Source organism: Clostridium sp. YIM B02555 (assembly GCF_022320955.1).
Taxonomy (GTDB): Bacteria; Bacillota; Clostridia; order Clostridiales; family Clostridiaceae; genus Clostridium; species Clostridium saccharoperbutylacetonicum.
In genome coordinates this window covers 35,837-57,866 of record NZ_JAKJJY010000010.1, presented here as the reverse complement: position 1 = coordinate 57,866, position 22,030 = coordinate 35,837, and the positions used below count along the sequence as shown (strand labels likewise).

At 29.0% G+C, this 22,030-nt stretch carries 21 protein-coding genes; all 21 read left to right on the top strand.

The window, feature by feature from the left end; genetic code table 11:
- Positions 1-28: 28 nt before the first annotated feature.
- The 21 genes from L3B98_RS15115 to L3B98_RS15015 all read left to right on the top strand — a co-directional run bounded on the left by L3B98_RS15115 (position 29) and on the right by L3B98_RS15015 (position 21,987).
- Positions 29-1,000: a helix-turn-helix transcriptional regulator gene (locus L3B98_RS15115; protein ID WP_238917338.1), complete on the top strand. Its 972-nt coding sequence runs from the start codon at positions 29-31 to the stop codon at positions 998-1,000.
- Between the two features lie 518 nt (positions 1,001-1,518).
- Entirely contained in the window at positions 1,519-2,124 is a 606-nt protein-coding gene (locus L3B98_RS15110) for a Fe-only nitrogenase accessory AnfO family protein (protein WP_238917337.1), read from the top strand.
- 21 nt (positions 2,125-2,145) lie between these two features.
- Positions 2,146-3,078, top strand: coding sequence for a hypothetical protein (locus L3B98_RS15105; protein WP_238917336.1), 933 nt, complete (start codon positions 2,146-2,148; stop codon positions 3,076-3,078).
- 371 nt (positions 3,079-3,449) lie between these two features.
- Positions 3,450-4,271 carry a nitrogenase iron protein gene (gene nifH / locus L3B98_RS15100; protein WP_077363296.1) on the top strand — a complete coding sequence of 274 codons (822 nt, stop codon included), beginning with the start codon at positions 3,450-3,452 and terminating at the stop codon, positions 4,269-4,271.
- Between the two features lie 51 nt (positions 4,272-4,322).
- Positions 4,323-4,649 (top strand): P-II family nitrogen regulator, encoded by a 327-nt coding sequence (locus L3B98_RS15095; protein WP_077363298.1) that lies wholly within the window; start codon positions 4,323-4,325, stop codon positions 4,647-4,649.
- 25 nt (positions 4,650-4,674) lie between these two features.
- Positions 4,675-5,058 (top strand): P-II family nitrogen regulator, encoded by a 384-nt coding sequence (locus L3B98_RS15090; RefSeq protein ID WP_238917335.1) that lies wholly within the window; start codon positions 4,675-4,677, stop codon positions 5,056-5,058.
- 18 nt (positions 5,059-5,076) lie between these two features.
- Entirely contained in the window at positions 5,077-6,666 is a 1,590-nt protein-coding gene (locus tag L3B98_RS15085; RefSeq protein ID WP_238917334.1) for a nitrogenase component I subunit alpha, read from the top strand.
- The gene (gene nifK, locus L3B98_RS15080) at positions 6,666-8,030 is read left to right on the top strand and encodes a nitrogenase molybdenum-iron protein subunit beta (protein ID WP_077363304.1); all 1,365 of its coding nucleotides are present in this window, start codon (positions 6,666-6,668) and stop codon (positions 8,028-8,030) included. Before L3B98_RS15085 ends, nifK begins: the two co-directional genes overlap by 1 nt.
- 191 nt (positions 8,031-8,221) lie before the next feature.
- On the top strand, positions 8,222-9,586 hold the full coding sequence (gene nifE / locus L3B98_RS15075) for a nitrogenase iron-molybdenum cofactor biosynthesis protein NifE (RefSeq protein ID WP_238917333.1): 1,365 nt from the start codon (positions 8,222-8,224) through the stop codon (positions 9,584-9,586).
- On the top strand, positions 9,573-12,302 hold the full coding sequence (nifB, locus tag L3B98_RS15070) for a nitrogenase cofactor biosynthesis protein NifB (protein ID WP_238917332.1): 2,730 nt from the start codon (positions 9,573-9,575) through the stop codon (positions 12,300-12,302). Before nifE ends, nifB begins: the two co-directional genes overlap by 14 nt.
- Positions 12,303-12,402: 100 nt before the next feature.
- The gene (locus tag L3B98_RS15065; RefSeq protein WP_077363310.1) at positions 12,403-12,711 is read left to right on the top strand and encodes a 2Fe-2S ferredoxin; all 309 of its coding nucleotides are present in this window, start codon (positions 12,403-12,405) and stop codon (positions 12,709-12,711) included.
- A 61-nt stretch (positions 12,712-12,772) separates the two neighbouring features.
- Positions 12,773-13,531, top strand: coding sequence for a homocitrate synthase (locus L3B98_RS15060; protein ID WP_238917422.1), 759 nt, complete (start codon positions 12,773-12,775; stop codon positions 13,529-13,531).
- A gap of 97 nt (positions 13,532-13,628) precedes the next feature.
- Positions 13,629-14,549 (top strand): isopropylmalate synthase, encoded by a 921-nt coding sequence (locus L3B98_RS15055; protein ID WP_238917331.1) that lies wholly within the window; start codon positions 13,629-13,631, stop codon positions 14,547-14,549.
- Between the two features lie 262 nt (positions 14,550-14,811).
- Positions 14,812-17,745, top strand: a complete 2,934-nt coding sequence (locus L3B98_RS15050; RefSeq protein ID WP_238917330.1) for a helicase C-terminal domain-containing protein — start codon at positions 14,812-14,814, stop codon at positions 17,743-17,745.
- Positions 17,746-18,030: 285 nt separating this feature from the next.
- A complete protein-coding gene (locus L3B98_RS15045) occupies positions 18,031-18,195 on the top strand; it encodes a hypothetical protein (RefSeq protein WP_238917329.1) in 165 nt (54 codons plus the stop codon).
- A 170-nt stretch (positions 18,196-18,365) separates the two neighbouring features.
- The gene (locus tag L3B98_RS15040; protein ID WP_238917328.1) at positions 18,366-18,782 is read left to right on the top strand and encodes a hypothetical protein; all 417 of its coding nucleotides are present in this window, start codon (positions 18,366-18,368) and stop codon (positions 18,780-18,782) included.
- Between the two features lie 93 nt (positions 18,783-18,875).
- A complete protein-coding gene (locus L3B98_RS15035) occupies positions 18,876-19,028 on the top strand; it encodes a hypothetical protein (RefSeq protein ID WP_015393184.1) in 153 nt (50 codons plus the stop codon).
- A 190-nt stretch (positions 19,029-19,218) separates the two neighbouring features.
- Positions 19,219-19,656, top strand: a complete 438-nt coding sequence (locus tag L3B98_RS15030; protein WP_238917327.1) for a cell wall-binding protein — start codon at positions 19,219-19,221, stop codon at positions 19,654-19,656.
- Between the two features lie 402 nt (positions 19,657-20,058).
- Positions 20,059-21,063, top strand: coding sequence for a hypothetical protein (locus L3B98_RS15025; protein ID WP_238917326.1), 1,005 nt, complete (start codon positions 20,059-20,061; stop codon positions 21,061-21,063).
- A gap of 156 nt (positions 21,064-21,219) precedes the next feature.
- Positions 21,220-21,420, top strand: coding sequence for a transposase (locus L3B98_RS15020; RefSeq protein ID WP_238917325.1), 201 nt, complete (start codon positions 21,220-21,222; stop codon positions 21,418-21,420).
- Positions 21,421-21,567: 147 nt separating this feature from the next.
- Entirely contained in the window at positions 21,568-21,987 is a 420-nt protein-coding gene (locus L3B98_RS15015) for a hypothetical protein (protein ID WP_077363320.1), read from the top strand.
- Positions 21,988-22,030: the final 43 nt, after the last annotated feature.

Genomic DNA, 22,030 nt, shown 5'->3' with positions numbered 1-22,030 from the left:
TATATATTATGAAGAAGGAGGGAAATCTATGGAAATGGAAGAATCCCTAACGGCAATTGAAGTTGCAGAAATGCTTAAAATAACAAAAAACACAGTGTATGAGTTAGTAAAACGTGGAGAACTCCCTGGTTATAAAGTTGGTAAAAAATTAAGAATAGATAAATTAGATGTGGAAAATTATATTAATAGCCAAAAGGTACCTAAAATTAATAATCTAATGTCAAAGTCACAAACTGATTTACCTAATATTGATAATACAGACGATATTTTAAATATAACAACTAATAATTATAAAAATGATATTATTATCTCAGGACAAGATATTATTTTGGATATTTTAGCAGAAACTATTAAAGAAAAAGTTAGTAATATAAGAGTTTTACGTTCTAATATTGGAAGCTATGAAGGTCTTTATAACTTGTATAATGATAAAATTTCAATTTCTTCAACACATTTATGGGATGGAGACACTAATGAATATAATACAGGTTATGTTAGGAAAATGCTGCCAGGAGTACCTTGTTTACTTATTAATCTAGCTTATAGAACTGTAGGATTTTATGTTGCAAAAGGAAATCCGTATAAAATAAATACTTGGAAAGATTTATGTCAAAATAATATATCCTTTATCAATAGAGAAAAAGGCTCAGGAATTAGAATTCTACTTGACGAAAAATTAAGAGTAAATAATATTAATAGAGATTTAATTAATGGATATGAAAACATAAGACAATCTCATTTTGCAGTTGCTAGAAGCATAGCTAGAGGTGAAGGAGATGTTGGAATAGGAAATGAAAAAGCTGCAAATCAAGTTAAGGATATTGATTTTGTACCTGTTCTGGAAGAACGATATGATTTGGTTATTAGAGAAGCTGATTTAAAAAATCCAATATATAAATTAATAATTAATACAATTCAAAGTCAAGAATTTAAAAAGGATATTGAAAGTCTAGGTGGATATAACATAAAAGATATTGGAAAAATACTTGCTAAAACTTAAAATATGATATAGTATTAGATTAATTTAATATTATTTTGCAAAGATGCAGTTACTTACTGTGTCTTTTTTTGTTTTTATCTATAGATATCCAACGCGAGAATTAAACTAATGTCAAACTTACCGAAATCAGATACATATTTATTCCAGCGGACTAATGAAATTTTCGCTGGATGGGTTCTAAGTAGAAGGTTGACCCCATTTCTGCATGTTCCTAAAGTAAATTTATGACAAGCAGAAAATGGAACAACCTTCCACTAATAACCATCACAGCTTAATTTCATATGCCGCTTGCACAAATATGCACCTAATTTCTATTATAGAATTGTGATTATAATTTCTAAACAATGCATGCATATTCTATTTATAAGATTGATTATAAATTTGGATATCTATATATAAGTTGCAAAAAAAGAATTGTTTAAAACTTTAAGATTTCCAAAGGAAATCAACCTTCACTGAGCATTGATCAGTGTAATAAATACTTTGTTTAGTAAAAATAAAATTATAGGAGGGATATTATGAATGAAATTGGTGTATTTCTTGATGAACAAAATCTTATTAGTTCTTTTGAAGAAGCAAAATTAATTAAAGTGTTTGTCAAGGAGGAGTTATGGAAAGTTAAACAAGAAATTAAAACTGATAGTGTCGATGCAGCAAATGGTTTAAACGAAGTGAGGAAAAAATATAAAAATCTAATTAATAAAATGGACGATTGCAAAATTATCCTCGTAAAAGAAGCTGTTGGAATTCCATACAGTGTTTTTTATACAGAGGATTTCAGTATTTGGGAATTAGAAGGAGATCCATTGGATTATTTAGATGAAATAATAAGAAAGGAGCAGGTACACGAAACAGAAGCTGAAGTAAAGAGTGAATTTGGAAAAGAGTTAGATAAAGGTTATTATTTAATTGATCTACATGAGTTGGAAATTACAAATCCAGAAATATCATCTAAAAAAGCAATAATCCCATATTTAGATAACAATGATGTTAAAAAAATAGAAGTCCATTGCTGTCATGTACCACCATGGTTAGTTAATATGGAAAACAAGAGGCAAATAAAAATGCAAGTTAATGAAATTTCAAGAAATGATTATAGAGTTTTAATTCAAAAAAATAATTAGGAAAAGAGGAGGTTTCTTATCATGAATAAAATAAAAACTAAATATGGTATTTTAAATGGTGCTATAATTACAAGTCTTTATTCTACAGGAGAACCTGAAGCTTACAGGATTGAAGAAGAAAGTGAGTTAGAAATATTAGATACAAAGCTTGTGCCTCTTTACGATTTTCAAAATGGTAGAAGAAAAGAATTCCCAGCAATAAAAGTATATAAAAATGGAAATATAAAAAGTTTAGCATTAAATAACTCAACACCTATTAATACTTCAATAGGAATTTATGATGTAGAAAAGATAACCTTTTATGAAGATGGAAAAATTAACAGAATATTTTTTCTAGATGGAAAATTATCTGGCTATTGGACAGAAGATGATGAATATAATTTATCACAAGCATATAATTTCGATTTTAAATTTTTAAAATTTGAAGCTAAAATCATATCTATGCATTTTTATAAAACTCAAGAAATTAAAAGTATTACTTTATGGCCAAAGGAAAGAATAAAATTAAATATAGGAGGTTATAGCTTTTTAGGGCGAATTGGAATTTCACTATATAAGAGTGGAGAATTAGAATCTTGTGAACCCTTTAGACCAATTAAAATAAATACACCGATAGGTGCAATCGAAGCATATGATATTAATGCATTAGGAATTCATGGAGACAGTAATTCTTTGAAATTTAATAAGAATGGAACGCTCAAAGCATTGATAACCTCTGCTAATACAATAACAATTACTAATAAAGATGGTGAAAGAATTCTACATGCTCCAAAGAAAATTAGATTGTATTCTAATAGTGAAATTTTGGATACAATAACTTTAAAGCTTGAGTTTATTAAAAATAAAGTTATCATAGATGAGCAATTTGAATACAGGTTAGAGGAAAATAAATTTGAAATAGGGTATTTGGGCGAAAAAAAATTTACACTTAATGGAGATATAACAAATATATGATAGATTATTTTTCAAAATATGTAATAATATTGATAAGTTGTTAATATTGTATCGTTATCATTTCTAATATGATAGAATTTCTGAAAAGTTAAAAATAATGTTTGCAAGTTGTATTTTATGTGATATTATAATTATATTAATTAAAAACAAAAAATAATAAAGGCATTGAAGTCTAAGAATTAACTCAAAGAGGAAGTTAAAGCTTGGATTTTTTTATTATATGCGGGACAAAGAAGTCTATTTTACATGGCCAGAAGTGTTATGTAAAATAGATTTTTTTATACAATTCAAAGTTATATTATTACAGATAAGTTATAATGTCCTAATTGGGCTTATAAATAAATTTTTAATTTTAGAAGGAGGAAACTAATATGAGACAAGTAGCTATTTATGGGAAGGGTGGTATAGGAAAATCTACAACCACACAAAATTTAACTTCAGCTTTAGCTGAGATGGGAAAACATATAATGATAGTAGGATGTGACCCTAAAGCAGATTCTACAAGATTAGTACTTGGAGGTTTGGCACAAAAAACAGTACTTGATACATTAAGAGAAGAAGGAGATGACATCGAATTAGATGCAATCTTAAAACCAGGATATGGTGGAATTAAATGTGTTGAATCAGGAGGTCCAGAACCAGGAGTTGGATGTGCAGGTCGTGGTATCATTACATCAATAGGAATGCTTGAACAACTTGGAGCGTATACACCAGATTTAGATTATGTTTTTTATGATGTATTAGGAGACGTTGTATGTGGTGGATTTGCAATGCCAATTAGAGAAGGTAAGGCACAAGAAATTTACATTGTTGCTTCTGGAGAAATGATGGCACTATATGCAGCAAACAATATTTCAAAGGGTATTCAAAAATATGCAAAAACTGGTGGAGTTAGATTAGGAGGTATAATCTGTAACAGTAGAAAAGTTGATAAGGAATTAGATTTATTAGAAGCTTTTGCAAAAGAACTTGGAAGCCAATTAATTCATTTTGTTCCGAGAGATAATATGGTTCAAAGAGCTGAAATACACAAACAAACAGTAATTGAATTTGATCCAAAAGCTGAACAAGCAGATGAGTACAGAACTTTAGCTCAAAATATTGAAAACAATAAAATGTTTGTTATACCTAAGCCAATGAAGCAGGAAAGATTAGAAGAGATCTTAATGGAATATGGTTTAATGGATATCTAAGATATGTAAAAATATCAATACAAAATATTATATAAAAGGAGATAGAGAGATATGTATATGATTCGAGCAATAATTAGACCAGAAAAGGTTACAACTGTACTTTCAGAATTATTAGATGCTGGTTTTCCAGAAGTTACAAAAATGGCGGTTTATGGTAGAGGTAAACAAAAAGGAATTAAAGTTGGTGAAATTTATTATGATGAACTTCCAAAAGAAATGCTACTTATAGCAGTTAAAGATGAAGATAAAGATGATGTTATTAAGGTTATAATGAGAAATTCTAGAACAGGAGAAAAAGGTGCGTTTGGAGATGGTAAGATTTTCGTAGCTCCAATTGATGAAGTATACACTGTAAGTAGTGGAAAAGCTGGATTATAAAAATAAAATTAGGAGGAATAGCTTTATGAAAGAAGTTATGTGTATTATTCGATTGAATAAAGTAAATAAGACAAAAGAAGCACTTGCAGAAGCTGGTTTCCCTTCAATTACTTGCAGAAAAGTACTTGGGAGAGGTAAAAAATCAATTGATATAGCCTTAATTGAAGCATATATGGACGCAGGTGAAGTACCACCAACATCATATGGTGAGAATATATCAGAAAGAGGTAGATTAATACCTAAAAGATTAATCACTTTAGTGGTAAACGATGATGAAATAAAAAGTGTTGTAGATACGGTAATAAGTGTAAATTCTACTGGTACTCCAGGAGACGGGAAAATATTTGTACTACCAGTTGAAGAAGTGTACAGAGTAAGAGATGGTCAAACTGGAGAAGAAGCAATTTAATGAGTGGAGGTGAAGGAAATGAGTAAAGTGGTAGATAGTGTTTTAGATAAATATAGTGCTAAAGTCTACAAGAACAGAAAAAAGCATATACTTGAACTTGAGAAGGAAACAGAAGAAATAGATGCAAATAGAAGAACTATACCAGGGGTAATGACTCATAGAGGATGCTGTTATGCAGGTTGTAAAGGAGTTGTACTTGGACCATTAAAAGACATTGTAGTTTTAACTCATGGACCAATAGGATGTGGATATTATTCATGGGGAACTAGAAGAAATAAGGCAGCAGTACAAAAAGGCGATGGAAACTTTATTCAATATTGTTTTTCAACTAACTTAAGTGAAAGTGATATAGTGTTTGGTGGAGAAAAGAAATTAAAAGCTGCTATTAAAGAAATTGTAGAAATATTTAATCCAAAAGCAATATTTATTTGTGCAACATGTCCAGTTGGACTTATAGGTGATGATTTACCTGCAGTAGCAACTGAATCTAAAGAATTATATGGAATTGATGTATTATCATTCCCTTGTGAAGGCTATAAAGGTGTATCTCAATCGGCTGGTCACCATATTGCAAATAATAAGCTTATAAAATCTGTAATTGGAACTATGGAATACACACCAAAAACTCATTCGGTAAACATTCTTGGTGAATATAACATAGGTGGTGACGCTTGGGAAATAGAAAGAATTCTGAAGAAAGTAGGCATAGAAGTTATATCAGTCATGACAGGTGACGCCAGCATTGACGATATAAGAAAAGCCCATACAGCAGATTTGAATCTAGTCCAATGTCACCGTTCAATTAATTATATAGCAGAAATGATGAAAGTTCAATATGGAACTTCATGGCTTAAAGTAGATTTTATAGGAGTAGATTGTACTGTTAGAACCCTAAGAGATATTGGAAAATTCTTTAATGATCCTGAACTCACAGCTAGAATAGAAGCAGTTATATCTGAAGAACTAGAAGATATTAAAGAAGATATGGAATACTATAGAAGCAAACTAACAGGAAAAACTGCTGCATTATATGTTGGTGGTTCAAGAGCTCACCATTATCAAATGCTATTAGATGATTTAGGAGTAAAAACTCTCCTTGCTGGTTTTGAATTTGCCCATAGAGATGACTATGAAGGTAGAGAAGTAATTCCTGATATAGTAGAAGATGCAGATTTAAAGAATATCGAAACCTTAGAAGTTGAAAAAATAGAAGCAAAATTTAAAACTGTAAGGACAGATGAAGAATTAGAAGAATTAAAGAAAGAAATCATTAATTTAGAATATTATCCTGGTATGATGAAGGATATGAATGAAGGTACAATTGTAGTTGATGATTTAAATGAATTTGAAGAAGAAGCATTCATCAAAAAACTAAAACCAGATATATTCTTCTCTGGAGTTAAAGATAAATATGCAGTTCAAAAAGGTGGAGTATTATCAAGACAATTGCATTCTTATGATTATAGTGGTCCATATGCAGGGTTTAAGGGAGCTGTACACTTTGGAAAAGATGTTACTATGAGTTTATATACACCAGCATGGGGTTATACTGTAGCTCCATGGAAAAAAGAGTCTATATTAGAAGGAACATTTGGAGGTGAGGTATAATGTTAGATTTAACTCCTAAGGAAATTAAAGAAAGAAGTGCCATTACAATTAATCCTAGTAAAACATGCCAACCAGTTGGGGCAATGTATGCAGCTCTTGGAGTTCATAATTGTATGCCACATAGCCATGGTTCACAAGGATGTTGTTCATACCATAGAACTGTTTTATCAAGACATTTTAAGGAACCAGCTATAGCAACTACTTCATCATTTAGCGAAGGTGCGTGTGTATTTGGTGGAGGCAGTAATATTAAGACTGCTGTAAAAAATATTTTTGATATGTATGATCCAGAAATAATTGCAGTTCATACTACATGTTTATCAGAAACTATAGGTGACGACTTAAATTCATTTATTGAAGATATAAATATTCCAGATGGAAAACATGTAATTTATGCAAATACTCCAAGTTATGTTGGTTCTCATATCACTGGATTTTCTAATATGGTAAAAGGATTTATAAATCATTTAGCTGAATCTACTGGAGTAAAAAATGGTAAAATGTGCGTTATACCTGGTTTTGTTAATCCAGGAGATATGCGTGAAGTTAAGCGATTATTAAGACTTATGGGTATAGATTTTACAATGCTTCCTGATACTTCTGGAGTTTTTGATGCTCCTATGACTGGAAAATATGAATTATATCCAAAGGGTGGAACAAAGGTTCAAGATATAATTGAATTAGGTGACTGCGAAAAAACCTTAGCATTAGGAAGCTTTGCATCAGAAGCAGGTGCAGCGGCACTTGAAAAATTATATAAAGTTCCATACAATACTTTAAAAATGCCAATTGGGATTGGATCTACAGATGATTTGATTATGGAATTAAGTAAATTTAGCAAGAATCAAGTTCCATATGAAATAGAAGAAGAAAGAGGACAATTAGTTGATATAATGATAGATTCACATCAATATTACGATAAGAAGAAAGTAGCATTATATGGAGATCCAGATCTTCTTATAGCATTATCTAAATTCTTATTAGAGCTTGGAATGATTCCTAAGTATGTAATTACAGGAACTCCATCTTCAGCTTTTGATAGAGAAATGAAGGCTTTATTTGAGGAGTTTGGAGTAGAAGGATGTATTGCTAAGCAAGATGCCGACTTATTTGAATTACATCAATTAATAAAAAATGAACCTGTTGATTTACTAATGGGAGGAACTCATGGTAAATACATAGCAAGAGCTGAAGATATCCCACTAGTTAGAATAGGTTTCCCAGTATTAGATAGATATATTCATGCATATATGCCAACGGTTGGATATAAAGGTGCTATGAGATTATTAGAGTTAATGCTTGGAGCATTAATGGATAGACAAGATAGAGACTGTAAAGAAGAAGACTTCGAATTAGTAATGTAAATTTAAGTAAAGTTACCCCAACCATTTATAATAAAATAAACTCAAAGATGAGCAATTGTTTAATATAACTTAAAACAATTGCTCATTTTTACTAATACTCACCAACTGTAACCTGTAAATTAATTGTAAACTGTAACCTTTAACCTAACTGTTAACTGTAAATTGTAAACTGAAAAAAAGGGGGTTGTAATATGGAAAATAAAATTGGAAATTCACTTCTTGAAGAAAGAGAAGATTTCGTCTGCTTTAAGGAAGGTAATAATAAAAAATCTATGAAATGTGATGGAAACAGCGTGTCAGGATCTGTAAGTCAAAGAGCTTGTGTTTATTGTGGAGCAAGAGTTGTTTTAAATCCAATAACTGATGCATATCACATAGTGCATGGACCAATAGGCTGTGCAAGTTATACCTGGGATATAAGAGGAAGTCTTTCTAGTGGTGAAGATTTATATAGAAATAGTTTTTCAACGGATTTAAGTGAGAAAGATGTTATATTTGGTGGTGAAAAAAAATTAACAGCTGCAATAGAAGACATTATGGAAAAGCATAGTCCTAAATTAATATTTGTCTATGCAACTTGTATTGTTGGAGTTATTGGAGATGATATCAAAGCAGTTTGTAAAATGGCAGAAGAAAAATATAACGTTCCTGTTATACCTGTTATGGCTCCGGGCTTTTCAGGAAATAAGTCTAAAGGTTACAAATTGGCATGTAATGCCCTTATGAATCTTTTCTCAAGAAACATACTTCCTAAAGAAAAAGGAATAAATATGCTAGGTGATTTTAATTTAGCAGGAGAAATTTGGATAGTAAAAGAGTATTTAAAAAAGTTAGGAATCAATGTTATTTCAACAATTACAGGTGATGCCAGTTACTCTAAATTAATAAAAGCCAGCAGTGCAAGCTTTAATGTAGTTCAATGCGCTGGTTCAATGACTTATTTAGCAAAGAGAATGGAAATGGAAATGGGAATTCCCTTTATTAAAATAAGCTTTGTTGGATTAGAAGATACTAAAAATTCACTCCTTAGAATAGCAAGTCTTTTTAATGATGAAGAAATTTTAACTAAGGCAAAAGAGCTAGTTAAAGTAGAAGAAGAAAAAGTTCTTCCCATTTTAAATAAATATAAAAAGAATTTGAAAGGTAAGAAAGCTGCCATATATGTGGGTGGTGGTTTTAAAGCTATATCTTTAATTAAACAATTTAATGAACTTGGAATAGATACAGTAATGGTTGGAACACAAACTGGTAAGGAAGAAGATTATGAAATTATAAATACCTTAGTTAATGAAGGAACTGTTATTTTAGATGATGCTAATCCTTATGAATTAGAAAAATTTATGCTTGAACAAGATGTTGATATTTTAGTAGGTGGTGTTAAAGAAAGACCTCTTGCTTATAAGCTTGGAGTAGCTTTTTGTGATCATAATCATGAGAGAAAACATCCACTTGGAGGTTTTATTGGAGCAGTAAATTTTGCTAAGGAAATAAATTTATCAATAAATAGCCCCGTATGGGAATATGTAAAGGAGAGTGAAGATAATGAAGAAGGTTAAAGAAAACTATGTAAATTTAACTGTTAATCCATGCAAAATGTGTATGCCAATGGGTGTAGCTACAGCTTTATATGGAGTTAAAAACTGTATGACAATATTACATGGTTCACAAGGTTGTAGTACATATATTAGAAGACATATGGCAACACATTATAATGAACCAGTAGATATTGCATCATCTTCACTTACTGAAGAAGGAACTGTTTATGGAGGAGAAAATAATTTAATTAAAGGCTTGGAGAATTTAATTAAGTTATATAATCCTGAAGTTATTGGCATCGGAACAACCTGTCTTGCTGAAACAATTGGAGAGGATGTAAAAAGGCTTTCAAAAATATTTTATGAAAAGCATCCAGAAAGCAAGGTGAAATTAATTCCAATACAATCACCCGGCTATGGTGGAACTCAATATGGTGGATATTTTACAGCCTTAAGAGCTATAGTTGAAAATATAGAAATGGAAAAGCCTAAAAATCAAAAAGTTAATATTGTTACAGGCCCAATAAGCAGCAGTGATACAAGACTTATAAAAGAGATTCTAGAAGATTTTAATATTGATTATATTCTTCTACCAGATATATCAGAAAATTTAGATGGAGTTCATAGTAAAAAATATAACAGACTCCCTAGTAATGGAACAAGTATTGAAGAAATTAAATACATGGGAGGCGCAAAAGCAACTGTAGAGCTCAGCACCTTTATTAAGGAAGAGTATTCTGTAGGAATTTATTTAGAAGATAATTTTGGTGTAAAGAATTATAGAATCAACCTTCCAAGAGGACTAAGAGATACAGATAATTTTCTAAAAGTATTATCTGAGATTTCAGGTAATCAAATTCCAGAAAAATATATTAAGCAAAGAGGAAGATACTTAGATGCAATGATTGATTCTCATAAATATAATGCAGAAGCAAGATTAGCTATCTTTGGAGAACCAGATTTTGTTTATTCTTGTGCACGATTAGCAATAGAAAATGGAAGTGTTCCAATGCTTATAGCAACAGCTGATAGCTGTCCAGAACTTGAGGAAAGTTTAAGGGAGGAAGTAGATAAGCTTTCAAACAAGTTATTTGCAGAAAAATGCATAATTCTAGATAAAGCTGATTTTAAAGATATAGAAAATATAGTTATAGACGCTAATGTAAATGTGATGCTTGGAAGTTCAGATGGACGAAGAATAGAAGAAAAACATAAGATTCCATTAGTTAGAGCTGCATTCCCTATTCATGATAGGGTTGGTGGTCAAAGAATATTATCTATTGGATATGAAGGTTCTCTTAATTTAAGTGATCAAATTGCAAATACAATGATAGCAAAAACTGAAACTACTTTTAGAGAGGCATTATTTAATGAATATTATAAGGAAGAAATTAAAGAGCAACCTGAAAATGAAATTGCAACCTTAAATAATAAAGAAATAGTTATTGAAGGAACAACTGTACTGGAGGATAAAAAAATGGATACAAATTTAATAGATACAATTGCAGAAAAGACGAAAACTCATCCTTGCTTTAGTTGTTCATCAGCTCATAAGTATGCGAGAATGCATCTTCCAATAGCACCTAAATGTAATATAAGCTGCAACTATTGCTTAAGGAAATTCGATTGTGTAAATGAAAGTAGACCTGGAGTTACAACAGAGGTATTATCGCCAGAAGAAGCTTTTGCTAAATATAAACTCGTTAAAGCTAAAATGGATAATCTAAAAGTTGTTGGAATTGCAGGACCAGGGGATGCACTTGCAAATTTTGATAATGTAAAAGAAACCCTTAAGCTTATAAGAGAGCATGATCCAGAAGTGACTTTTTGTTTATCAACCAATGGTTTAATGCTTCCATTTTACGCTCAAGATTTGATAGATCTTGGAGTAAGCCATGTAACAATAACCATGAATGCCATTGATCCGAAGATAACAGCTAAAGTTTATAAATATGTTGATTATTTAGGGGTTACTTATACTGGTGAAGAAGGTGCACAAATTTTATTGAATAACCAACTATCTGGCCTTAAATATTTAACAGATAGAGGAATCGTATGTAAGGTTAATATTGTAATGTTAAAAGGAATAAATGATCAGCATATAGAAGAGGTAGTAAAAAAGGTTAAAACCTTAGGAGCTACAATAACTAATATAATGCAAATGATACCTGTTAAAGGAAGCATCTTTGAAAATATGCCTCTTACAAGTAATAAAGAAATAATGGATTTAAGGAAAAAATGTGGTGAACACTTAGAACAAATGTATCATTGTAAACAGTGTAGAGCTGATGCTATAGGACTTCTTGGAGAAGATCAATCACAACAATTTAATAAACCAATAGACAAAAAAACGGAAGAGGCTCCACTAAAATTTGCTATAGCTTCAAAGAGTGGAATAGGAGTAGATATGCATTTTGGACATGCTACAGAATTTATTATTTATGAATATAAAAATGGAGAGGCAAAGTATTTAGAAAAAAGAAATGTTGATAAATATTGTAATGGAAAAGAAGTTTGTGATGAAGAAGATAAATTTTCAAAATTATCAAAAGTTGTTTCAGATTGTAATGGAGTATTATGTCTTAGAATTGGAGATGAGCCTAAAAGAAAATTTAAAAACTTGGGAATAGAGGTTTTTATGACTTGCGAAACAATTGAAACAGCAGTAGTTAAAGCCGCTGAAGCTATATTAAAAGGAACTGAAGTTAAAGAAATGCTTAGTTCAGTTAACAGTTAAAAGTTATGATTTAACAGTTATGGAGAGAGATCTTGCTGAATTTGTAAAGAGTTTAATTCTAAATATACTAAAAAATATTTAATAAAAAGGAGTTATGGAAATGATTAATTTAAAGCATCATATTTTTGTTTGTGCAAGCTGTAGGGTAAATGGAATGCAAAAAGGAATGTGTTTTTCCAAAGATTCAGTTAAAGTTGTACAAAAATTTATGGAAGAAGTTGAAGAACGAGATCTTATAAATGAAGTGATGGTTACTAATACAGGTTGTTTGGGAGTATGCAATAAAGGTCCTATTGTAGTTGTATATCCTGAAGGAACTTGGTATGGTAATGTTAAAATTAGCGATGTTGAACGAATCATGGATCAACATATAGAAGGCGGTAAAGTTGTAGAAGAATTAGTTATTTAGCAGATAAGAGAAATAACAAAAAATTTGTGTATTGAGTTAAATGGTGGTGAGAAAATTGATTATGAGAGATATAGCTAATGAGATTAGAATAGTAGATACTACTTTAAGAGATGGTGAACAAAGTGCTGGAAAAGCCTTTTCTATTGAGGAAAAAGTTGAAATAGCTAGATGCATGGATGAAAATGATATATATCAGATAGAAGCAGGTATACCAGCAATGGGTGAATTAGAAAAAGAATGCATTAAGAGAATACTGGATATTAGAAAAAATTCATTAATTTCTGCTTGGAATAGAATGAATATTAAGGATATATCAGCATCTATAGAGTGTAAACCCGATATAATTCACATAAGTGTTCCAACCTCAGATATACAAATATTTTCAAATTTACAAAAAGATAAAAAATGGGTTGAAGATAATCTTAGAGAATGTGTATATTTTGCAAGAAATAAGGGGTATGAGGTAACCATTGGCTTTGAAGACGCCTCAAGGGCTGAAATTAACTATCTTATTAAATTAAGTCAAATAGTTAAAGAATTTGGTGTCAAAAGAATTAGATATGCTGATACAGTTGGAATATTAACACCTTCACTAGTCAAACAAGCAGTTACAATGTTAATTGATACTACTGGTATGGAATTAGAAATTCATGCTCACAATGATTTTGGAATGGCAATTCCTGTTTCAATGGAAGCAGTGAAATGTGGAGCAAACTATGTGAATTGTACCTTAAACGGAATTGGAGAAAGAGCAGGTAATTGTAATTTACAGGACTTTATTAAAGCATTAGATTCATATATAGAAAGAAGTAAAGTATGATTAATATATTTTTATTCAATAATCTGGTGCAACAATTACCATTTATTCTTCAGATATATATTGAAGAATAATATTACACAATAAATGGGGTGATGGAATGGTTGAGAATGAAATCATAATAATAGATAAAACATTGGTAGTACTAGAGGCATTATACAAAGATAAGCTTATTAAAAAAATACCGCAACTTAGAACTTTAATTAGATTGTTACATGAAATTGGAAGTGATTATATAGAAATAACACCCGAACTATATAATATTTTGTCTCCATTTCCTCAAAATATAAATATTAAAATTAACAACAACATAAGAGAATTGAAAAGTGAAATAAATACCAATTGTGAATTTAAGAATGAGTTAATAGGTGAAGAGAACACAAATTTAAGACTAGTGGGTTTAGATTCTTTAATTTTTTATGATTTTGAAAGAATTTTTTCGAATATAATTAATGAATTTGGTAACAACATTGAAATGTGTATTACAAATAAATATAATTCAGCTAATGCTATGAGCTTAGAATGGATACATTCTGGTGGAAGAAAAATAGTAACTACTTTTTCTGGAATAGGAGGATATACAGCTTTAGAAAGCATATTAGGAGCTCTTGAATTTTTAGAAAATATTAAACCTAAAGGTAATTATATTTTATTTCCAGAAGTCCTTAAAATATTTGAAGAAATAACAGAAAATGAAATTATGACAAATACACCTTTTATAGGAAAAGATATTTTTAACGTAGAATCTGGCATCCATGTAAATGGTATTGCTAAAAATCCTCAGACATATGAGCCTTATGATCCAAGTGAAATAGGAAGGACGAGGAATATAATAATTGGAAAACATTCTGGAGTAAGCTCTTTAAAAGTAAAATTAAAGGAGCTGCATATTGAATATAAAGAAAATGCATTAAGTAATATGCTAGAAAAAATCAGGGAGATTTGTACTCAAAAAAGGCGAGGATTAAATGATGAAGAAATTAAACAATTATTTAAAAATTGTGGAGTGCTATGTAAATAATAAAATAAAGTGAACTTATTATAAATGAAGGCAAGGGATAATATTTTAATTTCCTTGCCTTTACTTAGGTTAATAGAAAAACTAATCTTGATGAAAATATTTTGAGCTGTTCCAAGTTATGATATAATTTATTTCAGAAGTGATTAAATTTAATTAATATGTTAATATTATTATAAGAACTGGTGTTTTCATAATAGAGTTTTTTGCTATTCTTAAATTATGATAAACATATGTTGCAGATTATATATTTAGGAGCAAAAGTATGCTAAATGAATTAAATAGTATTTTAGATAATGTAATATATTTAGATATAGAAACAACTGGGCTTGATGAAAAGAGTTCAGAAATCATTGAAATTGGTGCAGTTAAAATCAAAAATGGAATAATATCTACCTATGAGACTTTAATAAGACCAAGGGGAAGAGTTCCTATAAGCATTTATAAATTATGTATAGGTCTAAACGAAACAGATTTATATAATGCAAGACCTATAAGCAGTGTTAAAGAAGAAGTTATAGAATTTTTAGAAGATCTTCCTTTAATTTGCCATAACGGAGGCTTTGAAAGAAAATTCTTAGGATATCATATTCCAGAAATTAAAAATAAAATAATGGATTCATTGGAGCTTGCTGCAATATTAGAGCCATGGCGCAAGGAATTTAATGTCGATGCTTTGTTAAAGGCAATTACTAATCTTAAAAAAAATGAAATTCATAGAGGCTTATCAGATTCAGTTGATACACTTAAAGTAGTAAATTCTCTTCTTTTGAGACAGTGGGCAAGAGAAGAAACAGGAAGAAAGAAGAATAAAACCTTATATGATAGACTGAATAGAGAATATCAATATTTGAATAAATGGATATGGACACAATATTTATTAAAACCTCCCTTTTTAACAGATGAAGATTTTCCATATGTTAATTATGAAGAAAATAAGAAAGAAGAAATTAAACTAAAAAGGCTTTCAATAGATTATTCCTTGTATGAGAATTTACTTGAAAATGAAGAAATTTGGAATAACGGTGGAGACTTTGGTTACCAATATAGAAAAGATCAAAAAGAATTTTCAAAAAAAATAAGGGAAAACTTTGAAAAATCCGAAAGAATATTTATTGAAGCTCCAACTGGTAGTGGTAAAACTTTCGCTTATGTATTAATCGCAGCCATTGAGACTTATATCAATAAACAGAAAAATAAAAAAGATGATTCTAGTTTTATTATTTCAACAAATACAAAAGAATTACAAAACCAATTAATTGAAAGAGATATACCCACAATTCTTAAGAAGTTAAGATTGGATGATAAGCTAAAATACGGAGCTATGAAAGGCAAGGGAAATTATCTTTGTGTAGATAGATTAAATAAATGTGAAGCTCTTGAATTTGATGAAAAAGGAAATCTAACCTTATTATTTTTAAGAAGACTTTGTGAAAATGGCGAATATGGAGATATTGAAAATATAAATTATGCTTTGCAGAAACATTTTGAATTAGATAAATACTTAAATGAAGTCAATTGTGACAGTGAACAGTGTAATTTGGATAAATGCCATAAACCTTGCTTTTTAAGAAAAAGATATAATGAACTCCCAAATGAAAATATAACAGTAATAAATCATTCATTATTATCTTGCTGGCCATATAGTGAAAAGAAGAAAATCAATCATCTTATAATTGATGAGGGACATAATTTGATGGAGAAATGTTATGATTTCTTTGCTGAAGAGTTTTACTCTATTCAATTTTTAGAGTTATTAGATATGGTTGAAAAAGGTCATCCAAGTATTATTGCAATGCTTTTAAGTTTAAACGCAAGCTATGGTCATAGAGAAACCATAGAAAAAGATAAGCTAGTTTATCTTGTAAATGATATTGTGATAAATATAAATATTTTAATGAATGATTTTAGAAGTATGAGATTGGTAAGTGGAGAATATAATTTTACTACTGAATTTTTTATTCCAAGAGATGATTTAAAGAATATGACTAAACCTGTTTGGAATGAAATTTCAGCTTTAAAAGAAAGCATATATCCGTTATACAAAATATTAAATGATTATGTGAGTAATATTACCTTAGATGAAGAAACCAATGGTGATAATGATCATAAAAATTTATCAGACTATATTTCAAAGCTTAAAGCTAATTTTGATGTTTTAGATAAGTTTTTAGAAAGCTCAGTGTTTTATGCTAAAGTTTTGGAGGTTGATTCAGAATACAAATCCTTTACCTTTAGAAACGTGCCATTAAATGTCGGGGAATTAGTAAATGAACATATGCTTAAGGATGTTAAAAGCACAACATTTCTATCAGCAACTTTAAGAATAGAAAATTCTTTTAATAAGATAAAAAAACATTTAGGGCAAGAAAAGGCAAAGGAATTTATTATTCCTTCAACCTTTAATTTAAAGAATAGAACAAAAATCTATGCTTTAAATAACGTTGGACGATATGATGAACCAGCATATATTAGAAATATATCTAAATTTATATTTGAAACAGCTCAAAAAATTAATGGACATATTCTTGTTTTATTTAATAATAATGCTCGAAGAACAGCTGTAAATGAAGAATTGGAATTGCTTACAAGGGGAACTAAAATAGAAGTTCATATTAGCAAAAAATCAGTTTCAGCATTAAATGATTCAAATAGACAGGTTATTATTTTAGGGAGCAAAGGATTTTTTGAAGGTATAGATGTACCTGGAGATGCATTAAGTTGTGTAATGCTAGATAAAATACCTAATTATAGTCCTGAATACCCAATTTTAAGGGCAATTACTACTTATCAAAAGAAAAATTATCAAGATGTAAATTACCCTCAAGTTTGTATTAAAGTTAAACAGATTTATGGAAGGCTCATTAGAAGTACTTTTGATTATGGATACTTTATAATATTAGACCCAGGACAAAATGCAAATACGATTCGTAATTTAGAAAGGGACCTTGGAGGACCGAGTATTGAGCATACATCAACACAAAAAGTACTTTCTGAAATGCAATTTGATTATAATAATTGGAAAAGAAGTAATATCAATAATATAATCAATAATATGAAGAAAAATAATAAAAACCTGGTTGAAGATTTTAATAATGAAGCTAAAAAGCATAAATTATTCTGGGAACTTTCGAAAGTAGAAAATGATGAATTTTACTTTGAAAATATGGACTTTAAGTTAAATGGTAAAATAAATTAAAAATAAATGCTTTATCAAGCACAATTAAAAATGCTAATTGCATAGAATTAATTGTGCTTTAAGCATTTTGCCATAAAATGGCATTAACAGTGTATTCTTAGCTTAATTTTTATAAAATATAATTTTTGAAAACCTATTCAATTTTTATGAAATAAATGGTATAATTTTATTAATAATTAGTATATTTTTAATATATATTTGTATAATTTTAATGGGAGGAGGAGATAATAGTAAAATAAGATTTACTTTTATAAGAATTTTTATAAAAAAGGGAGTGTATTGGGTATGGAAGAGAATGTAAAACAATTATTACAAGAATATAAAAGTACGAAGGAATCATTGGAAAGTGGTCTAAAATGGTTACCTAAAAATGAATATGCTAAATCTAAAATAGAAGTTATCAATATGGTTATAAAAGATTTAGAACAATTGGAAAAAACATTTGCCTAGAATTAAATAATAGTTTTGAGAGAAGTAACTTAAAAATTAAAAGTTATTAATATAAGAGCTGCCTCGAAGTGATATGGTATCATTTTGAGGCAGTTTTCTATATTTAATGGAATTTAAAGGAATATCATCCTTTATGTTGAATATTGTATTTAACGGAAGGAGTGTTTTGTATGAATAATATAGAAATTAAGGACTTTTTTTTGGAATGCATTTTTAATTTTTATGATTTTAAATATCAAAATATGGTTAATAAAATAGATTCCTTAAACCTTATAAATGACAAAAGTATTCTTTATGTAAAAGGACTTGGAAATAATGAAGAAATAATGGTTATTTATATCTTCAATGAAGAAAAAGTAATTATGGTTGAATGTGATCCAAAAGAAAACGGACAAATTAATTTTAAGATTACTAAAAAATCATCTATTAATAACATAACTTTTTCTATAGATAAGGACAACTATTATTCAGTTTCATTAGGTCTAGGGGAAGATATAATTTTTCTTAGTAAAAAAGATGGGTCAAGTGATTACAAATTTTATTATAGAAATGTTATAAAATTAATTGTTGACTACTTAATTAAATAACTTTAAATTTATTTTAAATATTTTTTGTTTTGCCTAAAAATATTAATTAATGATATAATAGTATCAGTATTTATATTTAGGGGTGAAGTATGCATGGAGGATGTATTAAAAGGTAATATCAAAGAGACAATTAAATTTCTTCCAGAGGAAAAACAGAAGATAATATTACGTTTAACAGAAATATTTGAGGGTGAAGAAGACACTATCCTAGAATACTGTGAGAGAGAATTTATCGATGTAAACTAAATACCAATGTAAATGCAGTCATTAATTTGGCTGTATTTTTTTTATAAACTTATAAATTATTTTGCTTATTTTTTACAACATCCAACTATAATATACAATAAAATTTATTTTTACACTTTAAAGGAAAATAAATGTCGATGTAGAAATAGTAAATTGTAGAAAAATATATTATAAAAGGGGATGGGTAATAATGCAAAAATTTAAAAGACTAATTGCTAGTTTTATGATGGCATTATCCTTACTAGCTTTTACTCCAGTAGATGCTAATGCAGAATGGAAATCAGATTCAAAAGGTTGGTGGTATTCTGAAGGAAATTCATATGCTCAATGGTGGAAGCAAATTGATGGTAAATGGTATTACTTCTACTCTGATGGATATATGGCAAAGAATACTTGGATGGGTGACTATTATTTAGGTAGTGATGGAGCTTGGACTACTGCACCTGCAGCTACCACAAGCAGTGTACGAATTTCAGATAATCAAAGTCAAACAGCATATTTATCTGCTACAGGATCAAAATATCATTCAAAACCTAACTGTGGTAATATGAATCCTAATAAAGCAACTAAAACAACAGTAGCTGAAGCAGAAAGAAACGGCTATGCTCGATGCAGTAATTGCTGGTAAATTTTAAGGATTAGTACTTAAAAAGAGATAATGTTAGTGAGAAAACTAATATTATCTCTTTCTTTATGCATTAGTTAGGTCTTTAGAGATAATCTAATTTAAAGTGATAGGAAAGTTAATACATACCAAAAAGCATTAAATAAAGAAACTAAAAGAAGCAGAGATTCATTATTTTGTTATGCATGGAGAAAGGTAACCCAATCAATTTTATTTGGTGGAAAGAAGGAATGGCACAAAGAGAATAATTTGTCATAACGGCAGTATTATTATAAATTATATTACAAATTATGAAATTATATAAATAAATTCTAATAATTGACAAATAGTCCGAGTAAATGTATAATTTAACCATACATTTTTGAGCTTATATGTAAATAAATATTATAAAGGGGAGAAAAGAATATGAAACATAAAAAATGGCTAGGAAGCATGTGTATTGCATGCATATTATCGCTATTAGCAGTAAGTTATCCTGCTAGCGCAGAAACAATAAAAACAAACCGAACAAATACAAATAATATAATAAACTTTGGAAGAAGTGATTTACAAGAAAAGGACATTTCAAATTTAACAGAAAATGGAGATTCTATTAATATTGATAAGCAACAAGTAAAAGAAAAACAGAATGATAAAAATGTTAGAACAATGAAAGCATCACAAAATACTTCTATTTCAGACATAATAGATATAACTAATACAGTTACAACAGGTTCTAGTGTAAATTATACTCTATTTAGTGTTAATAGCGACAGAACAATGATTATGTATTTAACATCAAGTAATCCAAATTACGTTGCACAATTAGGCATAGTTGATATGGTTGCAGGAACATTCAAACCAACAAATGTATATGTATTCTCAGGGCAAAAAATAAAATTGAAAAATTTGCCAAAGGGGGATTATGCAATAAGAGTATTTTCAAATAGTGGTGAAGCTGGACAAACTTATCATCTTTATATGAATGCAGTCTATCCTGCAAATACAACTGAAATATTACAGTTAGGAGAAGGTTCGATTCAAAATGTTGGTGGGCAATATGGGAAAGTATGCACAATACAAGGATATGCTTACGATATTGACGGAAATCCTTTAGCTAATAGAGTAGTTTTAATAACTAACAAAAAATTACCAGAAGGTACTTTAGCTACACAGGCAAATTATTTAGTTGCAGAAGCAGTAACAGATTCAAATGGATACTTTGTTTCAAGTAGCTTTGCTACAAATTCTGGGTCATATAAATACTATTATGGATATCTAGCAAATACTGAGCCATTTACAGAAGATCAATTTAATCATATTAATGAACCTTCAACTTGGCCTGCAAAATGGCTTTTTGAAAATAATTTATCAACTATCTCAGGAATATTTTTTTGGTCTAATATTGAAGGTAACCCAGTTATTTTATAGCTACAATTTTAATGTAGGAATATAATTACATATTCCTACATTTTTTTATATTTAGAATACTACCGATTAGATGAAGTTGCAAGATATAAGTAGACATGGATGTAACCACCCATTGTCTACTTTTTTTGATTTAAACTATAAAAATGGAGTGATATTATGGGTATAGCTAAAGAAACTAAAAGAAAGAAATGGACATTTGAAGAAAAACTAAGAATTGTAAATAGATATTTTAATGAAAATTTAGGAATTAAGAGATTAGCTAAAGAAGAAAACATGGATTTTAATCTTTTGAATCGATTGATTCAAAAATATATAAATAGTGGAGAATTAAGCTTACAGCCTAAGAAACATCCTTGAAATGCATACACTTTTTATTTCATCATAGTTTTTAATCTACTTATCTATAAGATAAACCATTTCTTTAATCTTTATCAATAAATTGGAGATATTGTAGAAGATTCTCGTATTTTTTGTTATAATTAATTTTATGAAAGAGGTGATGATATGGGATTTAATCAAAAGTCGTGGATTGAAAATTATGTGCAAAGTTTATGTCCCCTAAAAATTACGCGTGAAAAGGTAGATGAAGAAATAAAAAACATAGTAAACTTAATGAATGAATTATTCAGTGGTCAAGATATAAGTAAAAAAGTAGAGTTTGTTGAAGGGGATAATTTAATAATATTTCCAGGCAGAAAATCAAATATTTTCATTGTGTATAGTGTTGATGAAAAGAATAACGAATTAAAAATTGTTAGGCATAAAAAGCCAGATTTAAACAGTGAAATTGATAGAGCAACATTAATAAATTGTAAAGTTGAACAATATTTAGTTCAAGACGAACCTTCTATTACAATGGATGAAATAACTTTTGATAACTTAAATGAAGCTATAAATTGTGCATTTAGTAGAATATTAAATTAACTAAAAAATATATATTTAATAAATATTATAATAAGAACTGCCT

Bases quoted from the DNA above. Each gene is read 5' to 3' on its own strand.
- L3B98_RS15085 (WP_238917334.1), top strand. From the start codon at position 5,077: ATGAGTAAAGTGGTAGATAGTGTTTTAGATAAATATAGTGCTAAAGTC.
- L3B98_RS15055 (WP_238917331.1), top strand. From the start codon at position 13,629: ATGGTTGAGAATGAAATCATAATAATAGATAAAACATTGGTAGTACTA.
- L3B98_RS15030 (WP_238917327.1), top strand. From the start codon at position 19,219: ATGCAAAAATTTAAAAGACTAATTGCTAGTTTTATGATGGCATTATCC.
- L3B98_RS15110 (WP_238917337.1), top strand. From the start codon at position 1,519: ATGAATGAAATTGGTGTATTTCTTGATGAACAAAATCTTATTAGTTCT.
- L3B98_RS15025 (WP_238917326.1), top strand. From the start codon at position 20,059: ATGAAACATAAAAAATGGCTAGGAAGCATGTGTATTGCATGCATATTA.
- L3B98_RS15090 (WP_238917335.1), top strand. From the start codon at position 4,675: ATGAAAGAAGTTATGTGTATTATTCGATTGAATAAAGTAAATAAGACA.
- nifE (WP_238917333.1), top strand. From the start codon at position 8,222: ATGGAAAATAAAATTGGAAATTCACTTCTTGAAGAAAGAGAAGATTTC.
- L3B98_RS15050 (WP_238917330.1), top strand. From the start codon at position 14,812: ATGCTAAATGAATTAAATAGTATTTTAGATAATGTAATATATTTAGAT.
- L3B98_RS15065 (WP_077363310.1), top strand. From the start codon at position 12,403: ATGATTAATTTAAAGCATCATATTTTTGTTTGTGCAAGCTGTAGGGTA.
- L3B98_RS15105 (WP_238917336.1), top strand. From the start codon at position 2,146: ATGAATAAAATAAAAACTAAATATGGTATTTTAAATGGTGCTATAATT.
- L3B98_RS15015 (WP_077363320.1), top strand. From the start codon at position 21,568: ATGGGATTTAATCAAAAGTCGTGGATTGAAAATTATGTGCAAAGTTTA.
- nifH (WP_077363296.1), top strand. From the start codon at position 3,450: ATGAGACAAGTAGCTATTTATGGGAAGGGTGGTATAGGAAAATCTACA.
- nifK (WP_077363304.1), top strand. From the start codon at position 6,666: ATGTTAGATTTAACTCCTAAGGAAATTAAAGAAAGAAGTGCCATTACA.
- nifB (WP_238917332.1), top strand. From the start codon at position 9,573: ATGAAGAAGGTTAAAGAAAACTATGTAAATTTAACTGTTAATCCATGC.
- L3B98_RS15020 (WP_238917325.1), top strand. From the start codon at position 21,220: ATGGGTATAGCTAAAGAAACTAAAAGAAAGAAATGGACATTTGAAGAA.
- L3B98_RS15095 (WP_077363298.1), top strand. From the start codon at position 4,323: ATGTATATGATTCGAGCAATAATTAGACCAGAAAAGGTTACAACTGTA.
- L3B98_RS15045 (WP_238917329.1), top strand. From the start codon at position 18,031: ATGGAAGAGAATGTAAAACAATTATTACAAGAATATAAAAGTACGAAG.
- L3B98_RS15060 (WP_238917422.1), top strand. From the start codon at position 12,773: ATGAGAGATATAGCTAATGAGATTAGAATAGTAGATACTACTTTAAGA.
- L3B98_RS15115 (WP_238917338.1), top strand. From the start codon at position 29: ATGGAAATGGAAGAATCCCTAACGGCAATTGAAGTTGCAGAAATGCTT.
- L3B98_RS15035 (WP_015393184.1), top strand. From the start codon at position 18,876: ATGGAGGATGTATTAAAAGGTAATATCAAAGAGACAATTAAATTTCTT.
- L3B98_RS15040 (WP_238917328.1), top strand. From the start codon at position 18,366: ATGAATAATATAGAAATTAAGGACTTTTTTTTGGAATGCATTTTTAAT.